Genomic DNA, 14,991 nt, shown 5'->3' with positions numbered 1-14,991 from the left:
CATAATCAAGGAATCGCCCATGAGCGCCAGCACCACCGCCACCTTGCGTCACGATTGGTCCCTAGCCGAAGTCAAAGCGCTGTTCGTGCAGCCGTTCAATGACCTGTTGTTCCAGGCGCAGACCGTGCACCGCGCGCACTTCGATGCCAACCGTGTACAGGTGTCGACCCTGCTGTCGATCAAGACCGGCGCCTGCCCGGAAGATTGCAAATATTGTCCGCAGTCGGGCCACTACAACACTGGCCTGGAAAAAGAAAAGCTGATGGAAGTGCAGAAGGTCCTCGAAGAGGCCGCCCGCGCCAAGGCCATCGGTTCGACCCGTTTCTGCATGGGCGCCGCCTGGAAACACCCGTCGGCCAAAGACATGCCCTACGTGCTGCAGATGGTCAAAGGCGTAAAGGCCATGGGCCTGGAAACCTGCATGACCCTCGGCCGTCTCGACCAGGACCAGACCGAAGCCCTGGCCCAGGCCGGCCTCGATTACTACAACCACAACCTCGATACATCGCCGGAGTTCTACGGTTCGATCATCACCACCCGCACCTACAGCGAGCGCCTGCAAACCCTGGCCTATGTGCGTGATTCGGGGATGAAGATCTGCTCCGGCGGCATCCTTGGCATGGGCGAGTCCCTCGATGACCGCGCCAACCTGCTGATCCAGTTGGCCAACCTGCCGGAGCATCCGGAGTCGGTGCCGATCAACATGCTGGTGAAAGTCGCCGGTACACCGCTGGAAAACGCCGAGGACATCGACCCGTTCGACTTCATCCGCATGCTGGCCGTGGCGCGCATTCTGATGCCGCAATCCCATGTGCGCCTGTCGGCGGGTCGCGAAGCGATGAACGAGCAGATGCAGGCCCTGGCGTTTTTTGCCGGTGCCAACTCGATCTTCTACGGTGACAAACTGCTGACCACCGCCAACCCGCAGGCCGACAAGGACATGCAACTGTTCTCGCGCCTGGGCATCCTGCCGGAAGCCCGTGAAGAGCACGCGGATGAAGTGCACCAGGCGGCGATCGAGCAGGCCTTGGTGGAGCAGAAGAGCAGCGAGCAGTTCTACAACGCTGCTGTTTGATTGAAATGAGTTCCGAATGTGGGAGGGGGCTTGCCTCCGATGAGGGCGGTCCAGTCAGTACATCTACCGACTGATCCACCGTAATCGGGGGCAGGCCCCTCCCACATTTGACTGAGTGAACCTATTAAACCGAGGCCTGCATGTCTTTTGATCTCTCCGCGCGCCTCGCTGCCCGCCGTGCCGAACACCTTTACCGTCAACGCCCGCTGCTCCAGAGCCCTCAAGGCCCGGAAGTGGTGGTCGACGGCCAACCGCTCCTGGCGTTCTGCAACAACGATTACCTGGGTCTGGCCAATCACCCGCAAGTGATCGAGGCCTGGCGCGCCGGGGCGGCCCGTTGGGGCGTGGGCGGTGGTGCTTCGCACTTGGTGGTCGGGCATGCCACGCCGCACCATGAGCTGGAAGAAGCGCTCGCCGACCTCACCGGCCGCCCGCGGGCATTGTTGTTTACTACCGGCTACATGGCCAACCTCGGTGCGGTCACGGCGTTGGTGGGGCAGGGCGATACGGTGCTGGAAGACCGTCTCAACCATGCCTCGCTGCTGGATGCCGGTTTGCTGTCCGGTGCGCGCTTCAATCGCTACCTGCACAACGACGCCACCAGCCTGGCCAAGCGCCTGGAGAAAGCCACTGGCAATACGCTGGTGGTCACCGATGGTGTGTTCAGCATGGACGGCGACCTGGCCGACCTGCCGGCGTTGGCCCGTGAAGCCAGGGCCAAAGGCGCCTGGTTGATGGTGGATGATGCCCATGGCTTTGGTCCGCTCGGTGCTAATGGCGGCGGGATCGTCGAGCATTTCGGCTTGAGCCAGGACGACGTGCCGGTCCTGGTCGGCACCCTGGGTAAGGCGTTCGGCACGGCTGGGGCATTTGTGGCAGGCAGTGAGGATTTGGTCGAAAGCCTGATCCAGTTCGCCCGGCCGTATATCTACACCACCAGCCAACCGCCGGCGCTGGCCTGCGCCACCCTGAAAAGCCTGGAGCTGCTACGCACCGAACATTGGCGGCGCGAGCACCTCAACCGTCTGATTCGTCAGTTTCGCCAGGGCGCCGAGCAGCTTGGCCTGGACTTGATGGACAGCTTTACACCGATCCAGCCGATCCTGATCGGTGACAGTGCCAAAGCCATGCGCCTGTCGCAGATGCTGCGTGAACGCGGCCTGATGGTCACGGCGATCCGCCCGCCCACCGTACCCGCCGGCAGCGCGCGTTTGCGCGTGACCTTGACCGCAGCCCACAGCGAGGCGCAGGTGCAGCTGTTGTTAAACGCATTGGAAGAGTGTTTCCGCTTGTCTGGTGCCACGGAGCCCGACCATGCGTGATCGACTGATCTTGCTGCCCGGCTGGGGCCTCGGCGTATCGCCGCTGGAGCCTTTGGCTGCCGCCTTGCGTGGCCTGGACGAACACCTGCAGGTGCAGATCGAGCCGTTGCCGGCGCTCGATTCCAGCGACCTTGATGAATGGCTCGATGAACTCGACGCCACCCTGCCTGACAACGCCTGGCTGGGCGGCTGGTCCCTCGGCGGCATGCTCGCCTCCGAACTGGCGGCGCGGCGCGGCGAGCGTTGCTGCGGCTTGCTGACCCTGGCGAGCAACCCGTGTTTCGTCGCCCACGACGGCTGGCCCCATGCGATGCCCGCCGAGACCTTCGATGCGTTCCTGGCCGGCTGTCACGCCGACTCCCAAGTCACCCTCAAGCGCTTCGGCTTGTTGTGCGCCAAAGGCGCCGAAGACCCGCGCGGGCTGTCGCGCCTGCTGGTCAGTGGCGCGCCGAATTCAGCGTCCAGCGTGTTGATGTCCGGTCTGGAATTGCTGGCCCAACTGGACACCCGCGACGCCTTGCTGGCCTATCGCGGCCCACAGTTGCACCTGTTCGCGGGCATGGATGGATTGGTGCCCGCCGAAGCCGCCAGCGACCTGCTGGTGTTGCTCCCCGATGTGGAAATCGGCCTGATTGAACAGGCTGGTCACGCTTTTCTTCTGGAAGATCCCCATGGCGTAGCGGGGGCCATCCAGGCTTTTTTGCATGAGTGCGTCGATGACTGATTTATCCCATCCCTCCCTGCCGGGCGCCTTGCCGGACAAGCGCCAGGTGGCGGCGTCGTTTTCCCGTGCGGCAGCCAGTTACGACAGCGTCGCCGAGTTGCAGCGAGCGGTGGGGCATGAGCTGCTGGCCCATCTGCCATCAGCGTGTACGCCGCGGCGTTGGCTGGATATGGGCTGCGGCACGGGTTATTTCAGCCGTGTGCTGGGTGAGTTGTTGCCCGCCAGCCAAGGTGTGGCGTTGGATATTGCCGAGGGCATGCTTAACCATGCGCAGCCTTTGGGTGGCGCGCATCATTTTGTCGCGGGTGATGCGGAACGCTTGCCGCTAAAAACTGAGAGCTTCGAGCTGCTCTTCTCCAGCCTCGCGGTACAGTGGTGTGCGAACTTCGATGCGGTGCTCAGCGAGGCCTATCGCGTGCTGCAACCGGGTGGCGTGCTGGCGTTCGCCAGTTTGTGCGTCGGCACGCTCGATGAGCTGCGCGAAAGCTGGCGGGCGGCGGATGGCTTGGTGCACGTCAATCGCTTCCGCACCTTTGAGGCGTACCAGCAGTTGTGCGCGGCCAGTGGTTTTCGCGTGGCCAGCCTGGAGCGGCGTCCCCATGTGCTGCATTACCCGGATGTGCGCAGCCTGACCCATGAACTCAAGGCGCTGGGGGCGCACAATCTCAATCCGGGCCGCCCGGGAGGGTTGACGGGCCGTGCGCGGATTGTTGCACTGGTAGACGCCTACGAGCAGTTCCGTCAGGCCGAGGGACTGCCGGCTACTTATCAAGTGGTGTACGCCGTCCTGGAGAAGCCCCTATGAGCGCCGCTTATTTCATCACCGGCACCGATACGGATGTCGGCAAGACCACCATCGCCGCAGGCCTGTTGCACGCCGCGCGCCAAGCCGGCAAAAGCACCGCGGCTGGAAAACCCGTGGCTTCCGGTTGCGCAGTTACGCCCAAGGGCTTGCGCAACGCCGATGCCCTGGCGTTGTTGGCCGAGTGTTCATTGCCGTTGAGTTATGCCGAGGTCAACCCGGTGGCGTTCGAACCCGCCATCGCCCCCCATCTGGCCGCGCGGGAGGCAGGCGTTGCGCTGACGGTGCAATCGTTGTTGAAACCCATGCAGCAGATCCTGGCGCGACAAGCGGATTTCACCCTCATCGAAGGCGCGGGCGGTTGGCGCGTGCCGCTGGCCGATCAGGACAACCTGTCGGACCTGGCCATGGCGCTGCAGTTGCCGGTGATCCTGGTGGTGGGCGTGCGCCTGGGTTGCATCAGCCATGCCTTGCTCACCGCCGAAGCCATCGCACGGGACGGTTTGTCCTTGGCCGGTTGGGTGGCGAATATCATCGACCCCAAGACCTCTCGTCTGGAAGAAAACCTCGCGACCCTGGCCGAACGCTTGCCCGCGCCGTGCCTGGGCCGAGTGCCCAAGCTCAAGCACGCCAGCGCCGAAGCAGTGGCTGAGCACCTGCAACTGGACCTGCTTGACTGATTCTGGCTATCGACAAGGCATTATGCCATTAGTGTTTTTGACGGGCTTTTTGCCAGGATGTCTGCTTCAATTCAACTTCACGATTCTCTAAAGGCAGGTTAAAGCCATGGAAATCTCTGGCAGCAGCGCGTTTTACTCGGGACTGAGCACTATTCAGGCCGGGCAGAGCCGTGTCGACCAGGCCGCCGGCAGAATTGCCAGCGCCGCGACCACCCAGCCGTCGGACGCACAGAGCGACCGGTTGCAAGCCAATGACCGCGCCCAGCCGACGAACTCGGCGAGCAATATGGTCGAAATGGCCCAAGGCAAGTTTCAAGTGGAGTTGGGCGCCAAAGTCGCCAAGGCTTCGGATGAAATGCTCGGTACCCTGATCGACACCTTCGCTTAATCCCTCTTTCGTATGACCGGCTTCTTCCTGAGGCTGGTCGCCCTGCGTAATCCTTCATTTTCTTCTGAACACCTTGTGGCGTGACGCCGCAGGCCTCCCTATGCCTGCCATTGACCCGCGTCATGACAAACGGTGTCTGGACGACGCTTGACATCCCTAGGTCGTAAACGTATGTTTCAAACACCTGTTTGACCGCCATAACAAATCCACGCGGTTGTTCATTCCAGATACATCAGCAGAGGTTTATCGCTATGCCTGACTACAAGGCCCCCTTGCGTGATATTCGCTTCGTTCGTGACGAACTGCTCGGCTATGAAGCGCACTATCAGAGCCTGCCGGCTTGCCAGGACGCTACCCCGGACATGGTTGACGCCATTCTCGAAGAAGGCGCCAAGTTTTGTGAGCAAGTGCTGGCACCGTTGAACCGCGTGGGTGACATCGAAGGGTGCACCTGGAGTGAGTCTGGCGTTAAAACCCCTGCTGGTTTCAAAGAAGCCTACAAACAATTCGTCGAAGGTGGCTGGCCAAGCCTGGCCCACGACGTGGAGCACGGTGGCCAAGGCCTGCCGGAATCCCTGGGCCTGGCCGTGAGCGAAATGGTCGGCGAAGCCAACTGGTCGTGGGGCATGTACCCTGGCCTGTCCCATGGTGCGATGAACACCATTTCCGAGCACGGTACCCCCGAGCAGCAAGAGGCTTACCTGACCAAGCTGGTATCGGGCGAATGGACCGGCACCATGTGTTTGACCGAGCCACACTGCGGTACCGACCTGGGCATGCTGCGCACCAAGGCCGAGCCTCAGGCTGACGGTTCCTACAAAGTTTCCGGCACCAAGATCTTCATCTCGGCCGGTGAACACGACATGGCCGACAACATCGTCCACATCGTGCTGGCCCGCCTGCCGGACGCGCCGGCCGGTACCAAAGGCATCTCGCTGTTCATCGTGCCGAAATTCCTGCCTGACGCCGATGGTTCGATCGGTGCGCGTAACGCAGTGAGCTGTGGTTCCCTGGAACACAAGATGGGTATCCACGGCAACGCCACGTGCGTGATGAACTTCGACGCGGCCACTGGTTTCCTGATCGGCCCGGCGAACAAAGGCCTGAACTGCATGTTCACCTTTATGAACACCGCTCGCCTGGGCACCGCGCTGCAAGGCTTGGCCCACGCCGAGATCGGCTTCCAGGGCGGCCTGAAATATGCCCGCGATCGCCTGCAGATGCGCTCCCTGACTGGCCCTAAAGCGCCGGAAAAGGCCGCTGACCCGATCATCGTGCACCCCGACGTGCGCCGCATGCTGCTGACCATGAAAGCCTTCGCCGAAGGTAACCGTGCGATGGTGTACTTCACCGCCAAGCAAGTGGACATCGTCAAGTACGGCACCGACGACGAGGCCAAGAAACAGGCCGACGGCCTGCTGGCATTCATGACCCCGATTGCCAAGGCGTTCATGACCGAAGTCGGTTTTGAATCCGCCAACCACGGCGTGCAGATCTATGGCGGCCACGGCTTCATCGCCGAGTGGGGCATGGAGCAGAACGTTCGCGACAGCCGTATCTCCATGCTGTACGAAGGCACCACCGGTATCCAGGCGCTGGACCTGCTCGGCCGTAAAGTGCTGATGACCCAGGGCGAAGCGCTCAAGGGCTTCACCAAGATCGTGCACAAGTTCTGCCAGGCCAACGAAGGCAACGAAGCGGTCAAAGAGTTCGTGACACCGCTGGCTGCGCTGAACAAGGAGTGGGGCGAGTTGACCATGAAGGTCGGCATGGCCGCGATGAAAGACCGTGAAGAAGTGGGCGCCGCCTCGGTGGATTACCTGATGTATTCCGGTTACGCGTGCCTGGCTTACTTCTGGGCCGACATGGCACGCCTGGCGGCCGAAAAACTGGCTGCCGGTACCAGCGAAGAAGCGTTCTATACCGCCAAGTTGCAAACCGCGCGGTTCTACTTCCAGCGCATCCTGCCGCGTACCCGCACTCACGTGGTGACTATGCTGTCGGGCGCCAACAACCTGATGGACATGAAAGAAGAAGACTTCGGCCTGGCTTACTAAGCCTTACCGGGTTCATCTGAAACCGTCGCTTCCCTTGGGAGCGGCGGTTTTTTATTGGGGGATAAAAAACACAGTACGGCGCTCAGGGATTGCCTCCGGCTGCCGTTACAGTGATGGCGATGTGATACACGATGGGCAGGTTGTGCTTAACTGTTCGCATCAAGGCACAGTGCCATTACTTTTTTGCGGGTCGGAGTTTACCCTTGTCACGCGTGTCTGCTTTACGTTTCAGTCACTTTCTCCCTTCGTTGCTGCTGTTACTGGCCGGGCTCTCGGCTGCGTACGTCAAGGACCTCAGCGTCTTCTTCACTTCACTGTTCAATGTATTGCCGACCCTGGTGTTGTTGCTGGGCGGTTCGTACTGCGCGGTGTATCGCCGTCAGCGTGAATTGTTCCTGATGATCACGGTGTACATCGCCTATTTCCTGCTCGATACCCAGACTGACTTCTACCGCGACAATGGCCGCGTGCGCGAAGACGCGGCCGTGGTGTTTCACCTGTGTTGCCTGTTATTGCCGCTGCTGTTCAGCATCTACGCGCTGTGGCAGGAGAAGACCCACCTGTTCCGCGACTTCGTCGCCCGTTGTGCGGTGCTGCTGGCAATCGGCAGCGTGGCGCTGGCCCTGGAGCAAAGTTATCCCCAGGCACTCCTGAACTGGCTGGCGGAGATCCGCTGGCCCGCCCTGCATGGGACCTGGATGAGCCTGATCCAGCTGTCGTACCCGATGTTCCTGGTCGGCTTCCTCGCTCTGGCGGCGCAATACTGGTACCAGCCGCGCCCGCTGCATGCCGCGCAACTGGTGGGCTTGCTGGGGTTGTTCTGGATGTTGCCGCAGACCTTCATCCTGCCGTTTACGCTGAATATCATGTGCAGCCAGGTCATGCTGATGATCGCCGCCGGCGTGGCTCACGAGGCCTATCAAATGGCGTTCCGCGACGAACTGACCGGCCTGCCGGGGCGCCGTGCCCTGAATGAACGCATGCAGCGGCTGGGGCGCAACTATGTGCTGGCGATGACCGACGTCGATCACTTCAAGCGCTTCAATGACACCCATGGTCACGATGTGGGCGACCAGGTGCTGCGCCTGGTGGCGAGCAAGCTGTCCAAGGTCAATGGTGGTGGGCGTGCCTATCGCTACGGCGGTGAAGAATTCGCCGTGGTGTTTGCCGGCAAGACCCTGGATGAGTGCATGCCGCACCTGGAGGAAATCCGCGAGATCGTCGCCAACTACGACATCAAGCTGCGCAACTCGGACCGGCCCCAGGATGATCAACAAGGCCGTCAACGCCGGGCGGGCAGCGGCGCGTCGAGTGTGTCGGTGACGGTCAGCATCGGCGTGGCCGAACGCCAGATCGACCAGCGCACGCCTGAAGAAGTGCTCAAGTCCGCCGACCAGGCGCTGTACGCCGCCAAGGGCGCGGGGCGTAACTGTGTGATCGCGTCCGGACAAACCCGCCGCGGCGCGGTGCGTATGCAGGGCGCTGCCGGTTGAGTGATGGCGGTGTATTCAGCGGTTCTACAATGATTGTCCGGGGCACTGGCCGGCAGTAGGTTAAAAGGATCTGCTGCCGGAGACATCGCCATGCCTGAGTACAAAGCTCCCCTGCGCGACATGCGCTTTCTGATCGACAACGTGTTTGATTTCCACGGCCACTACGCTGCTCTGGGCGCCACGGACGCCAGCCCGGACATGGTCAATGCAATCCTCGAAGAAGGCGCGAAATTCTGCGAGAACGTGCTTTCGCCACTCAACCGCAGTGGTGATGAAGAGGGCTGCCATTTCGACAATGGCGTGGTGACCACACCCAAGGGTTTCAAGGAAGCCTTCGCCCAGTACGTCGAAGGTGGTTGGCACGGCGTGGCGGCGGACCCGGCCTACGGTGGCCAGGGCCTGCCGCAATCGTTGGGCCTGGTGCTCAGCGAGATGATCGGCTCCAGCAACACCTCGTGGGGCATGTATCCGGGCCTGACCCACGGGGCGATGTCGGCGATTCACGCCCACGGCACCGAAGAGCAGAAGGCCACGTTCCTGAGCAAACTCACCGCAGGCGAATGGACCGGCACCATGTGCCTGACCGAAGCCCATTGCGGCACTGACCTGGGCCTGATCAAGACCCGCGCCGTGCCCCAGGCGGATGGCAGCTATGCGATCACCGGGAGCAAGATCTTCATCTCGGCCGGTGAGCACGACATGAGCGCCAATATCATCCACCTGGTGCTGGCCAAGCTGCCGGATGCGCCGGCGGGCACCAAGGGTATCTCGTTGTTTATCGTGCCCAAGTTCCATGCGGATTCGGCTGAGCGCAACGCAGTGCACTGCGGCTCTATCGAGCACAAGATGGGCATCAAGGCCTCGGCCACCTGCGTACTCAACTTCGACGGCGCCAAGGGCTTTTTGATTGGCGAAGCGAACAAAGGCCTCAACTGCATGTTCACCATGATGAACCACGCCCGTCTGGGCACCGGCATGCAGGGCCTGTGCAATGGCGAGGCGAGTTTCCAGGGCGCGATCAAATACGCCAACGATCGCCTGCAAATGCGCGCGCTGACCGGCGCCAAAGCGCCGGAGAAAGCCGCTGACCCGATCATCGTGCATCCCGATGTGCGCCGTATGCTGCTGACCATGAAAGCCTTCAACGAAGGCAACCGCGCACTGACCTATTTCACTGCGCAGTTGCTCGACACCGCGCACCTGAGCAGCGACGCCGGCCAGCGCCAGGAGGCCGAAGACCTGTTGGCGTTCCTCACTCCCATCTGCAAAGCCTTTATGACCGACACCGGGCTGGAGGTGACCAACCACGGCATGCAGATATTCGGCGGGCATGGCTACATTCGTGAGTGGGGCATGGAGCAACTGGCACGCGATGCGCGGATTGCGCCGATCTATGAAGGCACCAATGGCATCCAGGCCCTCGACCTGCTGGGCCGCAAGGTGCTGGGCAGCCAGGGCAAGCTGTTGCGCGGCTTTACCAAAATTGTGCATAAGTTTTGCGCGGCAAATGCCGAACATGCACAGCTCAAGGGCTATGTGGCGCAGCTCAATCAACTGAATCAGGAATGGGGCGAGCTGACCACCCGGGTCGGTATGGCCGCGATGAAAAACCCTGATGAGGTGGGCGCAGCGGCTGTGGATTACTTGATGTACAGCGGTTACATCATCCTCGCCTATCTGTGGCTGCGGATGGCTATTGCAGCGCTGGCGCACGATGACACTGAGTTTGCCAAGGCCAAGCTGGCGACCTGCGACTTCTACTTCAAGCGCCTGCTGCCACGTACCGCAACCCATCGCGCCGCCGTGGAAGCGGGCAGCGAATGCCTGATGAGTCTGCCCGCGGAGTCGTTTGCGCTGTGATGACTTAAAAATACCAGTCGGTCACAAGTGGACCCTATGTGTCTGAAAAGTTGTTCGGGTACACTCGGAGCCTGTAAAACCGATCCCATCGAATCACTTTTCACGTTCTTACGAGGTTTGCCATGGCTGATTACAAAGCGCCGCTGCGTGATATGCGCTTCGTCCTCAACGAAGTCTTTGAGGTCGCCACCACTTGGGCCCAATTGCCGGCATTGGCAGACACCGTTGACGCCGAAACCGTAGAGGCCATCCTCGAAGAAGCCGGCAAGGTCACCGCCAAATCCATCGCCCCGCTCAGTCGCGGTGGCGATGAGCAGGGCTGCCGCTGGGATAACACGGCGGTGTTTACTCCAGATGGTTATCCACAGGCCTACAAAACCTACGCTGAAGGTGGCTGGGTCGGCGTAGGCGGTGATCCCGTGTTTGGCGGCATGGGCATGCCCAAGTCGGTATCGGCCCAGGTTGAAGAGATGATCAACTCGTCGAGCCTGGCGTTCGGCCTGTACCCGATGCTGACCTCCGGTGCCTGCGTGTCGATCAACACTCACGCCAGCGAAGAGCTCAAGGCCACCTATCTGCCGAAGATGTACTCCGGTGAGTGGGCCGGCTCCATGTGCCTGACGGAAGCGCACGCTGGTACCGACCTGGGGATTATCCGCACCAAGGCCGAGCCGCAGGCAGACGGTTCCTACACGATCAGCGGGACCAAGATCTTTATCACTGGCGGTGAACACGACCTCACCGAGAACATCATTCACCTGGTGCTGGCCAAGTTGCCGGACGCACCGGCCGGTCCCAAGGGCATTTCGCTGTTCCTGGTGCCGAAGTTCATGGTTAACGCCGACGGCAGCCTGGGCGCGCGCAACCCGGTGAGCTGTGGCTCCATCGAACACAAGATGGGTATCCAGGCGTCCGCCACCTGCGTGATGAACTTCGACGAAGCCGTGGGCTACCTGGTGGGCGAGCCCAACCGTGGGTTGGCGGCGATGTTCACCATGATGAACTACGAGCGTCTTGGCGTCGGTATCCAGGGCCTGGCGTCCGGCGAGCGTTCCTACCAGAACGCGATTGAATATGCCCGCGATCGCCTGCAAAGCCGTTCGCCGACCGGTGCCCAGGCCAAAGACAAAGTGGCCGACCCGATCATCGTCCACCCCGACGTGCGCCGTATGCTGCTGACCATGAAAGCCGCGAACGAAGGCGGTCGCGCGTTCTCCACCTATGTGGCGACGCAGCTGGACATCGCCAAGTTCAGTGAAGATGCCGCTGCCCGCGAGCGTGCCGATAACCTGGTGGCATTGTTGACGCCGGTCGCCAAGGCGTTCCTCACCGACCTGGGCCTGGAAACCACCGTGCTCGGCCAGCAAGTGTTTGGCGGCCACGGTTACATTCGTGAGTGGGGCCAGGAGCAACTGGTGCGTGATGTACGCATCACCCAGATCTATGAAGGCACCAACGGCATTCAGGCACTGGACTTGATGGGGCGCAAGATCGTCGGCAGCGGCGGTGCGTTCTACACCTTGTTCGCCGACGAGATCCGCCAGTTCATCGCCTCGGCGGGTCCCGAACTGGCTGAGTTCACCCAACCGCTGAGCACGGCGGTGGATAACCTGGACGAGTTGACCGCCTGGGTCCTGGATCGCGCCAAGACCAACCCGAACGAGATCGGCGCAGCCTCGGTGGAGTATTTGCATGCATTTGGATACATGGCCTACGCCTACATGTGGGCGCGTATGGCCAAGGCCGCGTTGGGCAAAGAGACTGAGGAAGACTTCTACGCCAGCAAGCTAGGCACCGCGCGCTTCTACTTTGCGCGGCTGTTGCCACGTATTCACTCGCTGAGTGCGTCGGTAAAAGCCGGTAGCGAGTCACTGTTTTTGCTGGATGAGGCACTGTTCTAAGGGCTTGGAGGGCGTGTAAGCATTCTCTTACATGACGTACTGCTAATCGTCCTCTATCGCCAAATTGGATCCACAGATAATCTACTTCACATGGACGTCGCGCAGGAAGCGCAAAGCAACAACACGGACACGTAGGATTCTGCCAGGATGGCGGAGTGAAATGGATGTCAGGGAAACAGTCTGCAAAGCCCCGCTTCGGCGGGGTTTTCTTTTGCCTGCGAAAAATTCAGTCCCTGAGTTTCATGCCAGGGCCGGCGGCGCATTCATCACGTCTTCCAGCAACGTGCGCAACAGGGCCACCGTCGCCTGTTGGCGCTGCACATCGCGACAGACCAGCCCGACTTTCAGCGGCACCCTCGGTTCGCTCAAGGGTTTCCACAGCAGCATTTGACTGTTGTGCTCATCCTGAGAGCGCCCCGGCAGCACCGTTGCCAATTGGGTGTTAGGCAAGCTGTCGAGAATCCCCACCATGGTATTGAGCTCCGCCTGAACCTGAGGCCGTCGCCCAAGGTTTGCGAGCTGGCCTTGCCAGATCTGCCTGACTTGAAACTCCTCCCCCAACAGCAACATCGGCAACTCGGCGGCCTGTTTCAGCGAGACTTTCTTGAATTCGCGCAGCGGATGATCTTCGGGGATAACCACCTTCAGCTCATCCTCATACAGCAACACACCGTGCAGCCCCGGCTGGCGTGGCGGCAGGTAGCTGATGCCGATGTCCAGCGAGCCGTTAAGCAACCGCCGTTCAATCTCAAGCCCGGTCAATTCGTAGATCTGCACCACGAGGTGCGGCTGTGCCTTGCGCACGCGCTCCAACATTTGCGGGACCAGGCTGGTGTGCACGGTTTGCAGTACGCCGATGGCCAGGGTGCGCATGGCCTGGCCCTTGAAGTTACGCAAGGCTTCGACGGCTTGCTGCATGCCATCGATCAGCGGCAAGGCGTGGTTGTACAACGTATGGGCGGCCAGGGTGGGCAGCAGGCGTTTGCTGCTGCGTTCAAACAGGCTCACATCGAGGTTCTGCTCCAACTGGCGGATCTGTTGTGACAGCGCCGGCTGGGAGATCGACAGGCGTTCAGCGGCACGGCCCACATGGCCTTCTTCGTACACCGCGACGAAATAACGCAGTTGCTTAAAATCCATAAGGTTTACTTATCGAAAAAGCTGGAAAATCGAAATGGCCGGTGGCCCCCGAGGCGCCTAGTCTAGCGCCTATTCGCAGGGCTTACAGGGCCGGATCGGGCAATGAACAGCGTTTATGTTGATGGCGTTTACATAGGCAAGGCAACACACGAGCAGACAGCAATTGCAGGAAAAACCCACCAAGGCCCGGTTGCCATCGGGGGCAAGCTGTGAATCTATTCAATATGCGTCGCCCCGTGCCCAGCCTGGATGACCTGGTTCTGGAGGCTTCACCCGATACGCTGTCCAGTGAGGCGCTGATGCCCACGGTAGCGAGACCAGCTCAGGTCTTCGTACGCGGCCAGGGTTCCTGGCTGTGGGACAGCGACGACCGTGCCTACCTGGATTTCAGCCAGGGCAACGCTGCCAACAGCCTCGGCCACAGCCCGCAGGTCTTGATCAAAGCCCTCGCCGACCAGACGCAGGCCCTGATCAATCCGGGCATGGGCCTGCATAACCGCGCTCAACTCAACCTTGTCGACCGCCTGTGCCATCGTACCGGCAGCGACCAGGCCTACCTGCTCAACAGTGGCGCCGAGGCCTGCGAAGCGGCGATCAAGCTGGCGCGCAAGTGGGGCCAACTGCATCGCGGCGGGGCCTACCGCATCATCAGCGCGAGCAATGGTTGCCATGGGCGCAGTTTCGCGGCACTGGCGGCGTCGGCGGGCGCACTGGAAAACCGCTTTGAACCGCAATTGCCCGGCTTCAGCCATGTGCCCTTCAACGACCTGCCGGCCCTGCATGCAGCGGTCGATGCACAGACGGTCGCCATCATGCTGGAGCCGGTTCAGAGCGAGGCCGGTGTGATCCCCGCAACGGAGCATTACCTCAAGGGGGTTGAACGGCTGTGCCGCGAACTGGGGATCCTGCTGATCCTCGACGAAGTACAAACCGGCCTCGGCCGTTGCGGCACCTTGCTTGCCGAACAGCAGTACGGCGTACGGGCCGACATCGTCACCCTCGGCAAAGGCCTGGGCGGCGGCGTGCCGTTGGCAGCCCTGCTGGCGCGCGGCAGCGCCTGTTGCTTCGAAGTGGGTGAGCTGGAAGGCACCCATCATGGCAACGCGCTGATGGCATCGGCCGGGCTGGCGGTGCTCGATACGGTGCTGGAGCACGGCTTCCTGGAACACGTACGTGAATCCGGTCTTTACCTGAGCGAAGGCCTTGCCCGGCTGGCCTACCGCTACGACCTGGGCCCATTGCGCGGCCACGGTCTGATGTGGGGCCTGACGTTGTCGGATGATTCTGCAGATGCAGTGGTAAAAGCCGCCCTGCACGAAGGCCTGATCCTCAACGCCCCGCAACCTGACTGCCTGCGCTTCACTCCGGCGCTTACGGTGAGCAAAAGCAACATCGACGAAATGCTCCTGCGCCTGGCCCGCGCCTTCTCCCGCGTGCGCACTGCACAGTTGCAATGCCGCAAGGGCATCGCCGTTTAACCCACATTCCTGAACCGTCTCGCGGTATACGCGGCGCCTCCAGCCTGATTTTTTCGGCTGGGGGCGTTTTT

At 61.3% G+C, this 14,991-nt stretch carries 12 protein-coding genes; 11 read left to right on the top strand and 1 reads right to left on the bottom strand.

The genetic code is table 11. The features are described 5' to 3' along the window. Positions 1–19: 19 nt before the first annotated feature. From bioB to AB1462_RS16480, 10 genes are all read left to right on the top strand, one after another. The gene (bioB, locus tag AB1462_RS16525) at positions 20–1,075 is read left to right on the top strand and encodes a biotin synthase BioB (RefSeq protein WP_090401778.1); all 1,056 of its coding nucleotides are present in this window, start codon (positions 20–22) and stop codon (positions 1,073–1,075) included. A 140-nt stretch (positions 1,076–1,215) separates the two neighbouring features. Beyond that, positions 1,216–2,397 carry an 8-amino-7-oxononanoate synthase gene (bioF, locus tag AB1462_RS16520; protein ID WP_090401779.1) on the top strand — a complete coding sequence of 394 codons (1,182 nt, stop codon included), beginning with the start codon at positions 1,216–1,218 and terminating at the stop codon, positions 2,395–2,397. After that, positions 2,390–3,121 (top strand): alpha/beta fold hydrolase, encoded by a 732-nt coding sequence (locus tag AB1462_RS16515; RefSeq protein WP_259193965.1) that lies wholly within the window; start codon positions 2,390–2,392, stop codon positions 3,119–3,121. The genes bioF and AB1462_RS16515 overlap by 8 nt, the downstream gene beginning before the upstream one ends. Further along, positions 3,114–3,926 (top strand): malonyl-ACP O-methyltransferase BioC, encoded by an 813-nt coding sequence (gene bioC / locus AB1462_RS16510; protein ID WP_367247370.1) that lies wholly within the window; start codon positions 3,114–3,116, stop codon positions 3,924–3,926. The genes AB1462_RS16515 and bioC overlap by 8 nt, the downstream gene beginning before the upstream one ends. Then, a complete protein-coding gene (gene bioD, locus AB1462_RS16505) occupies positions 3,923–4,603 on the top strand; it encodes a dethiobiotin synthase (RefSeq protein ID WP_259193966.1) in 681 nt (226 codons plus the stop codon). Before bioC ends, bioD begins: the two co-directional genes overlap by 4 nt. A gap of 106 nt (positions 4,604–4,709) precedes the next feature. Further along, on the top strand, positions 4,710–4,991 hold the full coding sequence (locus AB1462_RS16500; RefSeq protein ID WP_065938217.1) for a pyrroloquinoline quinone biosynthesis protein PqqE: 282 nt from the start codon (positions 4,710–4,712) through the stop codon (positions 4,989–4,991). Between the two features lie 251 nt (positions 4,992–5,242). After that, entirely contained in the window at positions 5,243–7,048 is a 1,806-nt protein-coding gene (locus AB1462_RS16495) for a phenylacyl-CoA dehydrogenase (protein ID WP_259193968.1), read from the top strand. Between the two features lie 203 nt (positions 7,049–7,251). Next, positions 7,252–8,541, top strand: a complete 1,290-nt coding sequence (locus AB1462_RS16490; RefSeq protein ID WP_259193969.1) for a diguanylate cyclase — start codon at positions 7,252–7,254, stop codon at positions 8,539–8,541. Positions 8,542–8,631: 90 nt separating this feature from the next. After that, positions 8,632–10,401, top strand: coding sequence for an acyl-CoA dehydrogenase C-terminal domain-containing protein (locus AB1462_RS16485; protein ID WP_090401785.1), 1,770 nt, complete (start codon positions 8,632–8,634; stop codon positions 10,399–10,401). 122 nt (positions 10,402–10,523) lie between these two features. Continuing rightward, complete coding sequence (locus AB1462_RS16480) at positions 10,524–12,302, top strand: acyl-CoA dehydrogenase C-terminal domain-containing protein (protein WP_315335235.1); 1,779 nt, start codon at positions 10,524–10,526, stop codon at positions 12,300–12,302. Positions 12,303–12,542: 240 nt separating this feature from the next. Here the strand turns inward: AB1462_RS16480 and AB1462_RS16475 are convergent, their stop codons facing one another. Beyond that, entirely contained in the window at positions 12,543–13,442 is a 900-nt protein-coding gene (locus AB1462_RS16475) for a LysR family transcriptional regulator (protein WP_090401787.1), read from the bottom strand. A 209-nt stretch (positions 13,443–13,651) separates the two neighbouring features. On the opposite strand from AB1462_RS16475, the gene AB1462_RS16470 reads away from it, so the two are divergent. Further along, entirely contained in the window at positions 13,652–14,920 is a 1,269-nt protein-coding gene (locus AB1462_RS16470; protein ID WP_090401788.1) for an aminotransferase class III-fold pyridoxal phosphate-dependent enzyme, read from the top strand. The last annotated feature ends 71 nt before the right edge of the window (positions 14,921–14,991 follow it).

The organism is Pseudomonas sp. SB113, assembly GCF_040754745.1.
GTDB lineage: Bacteria > Pseudomonadota > Gammaproteobacteria > Pseudomonadales > Pseudomonadaceae > Aquipseudomonas > Aquipseudomonas grimontii.
The sequence above is the reverse complement of the archived record's forward strand: the minus strand, read 5'-3'. Positions and strand labels throughout refer to the sequence as shown.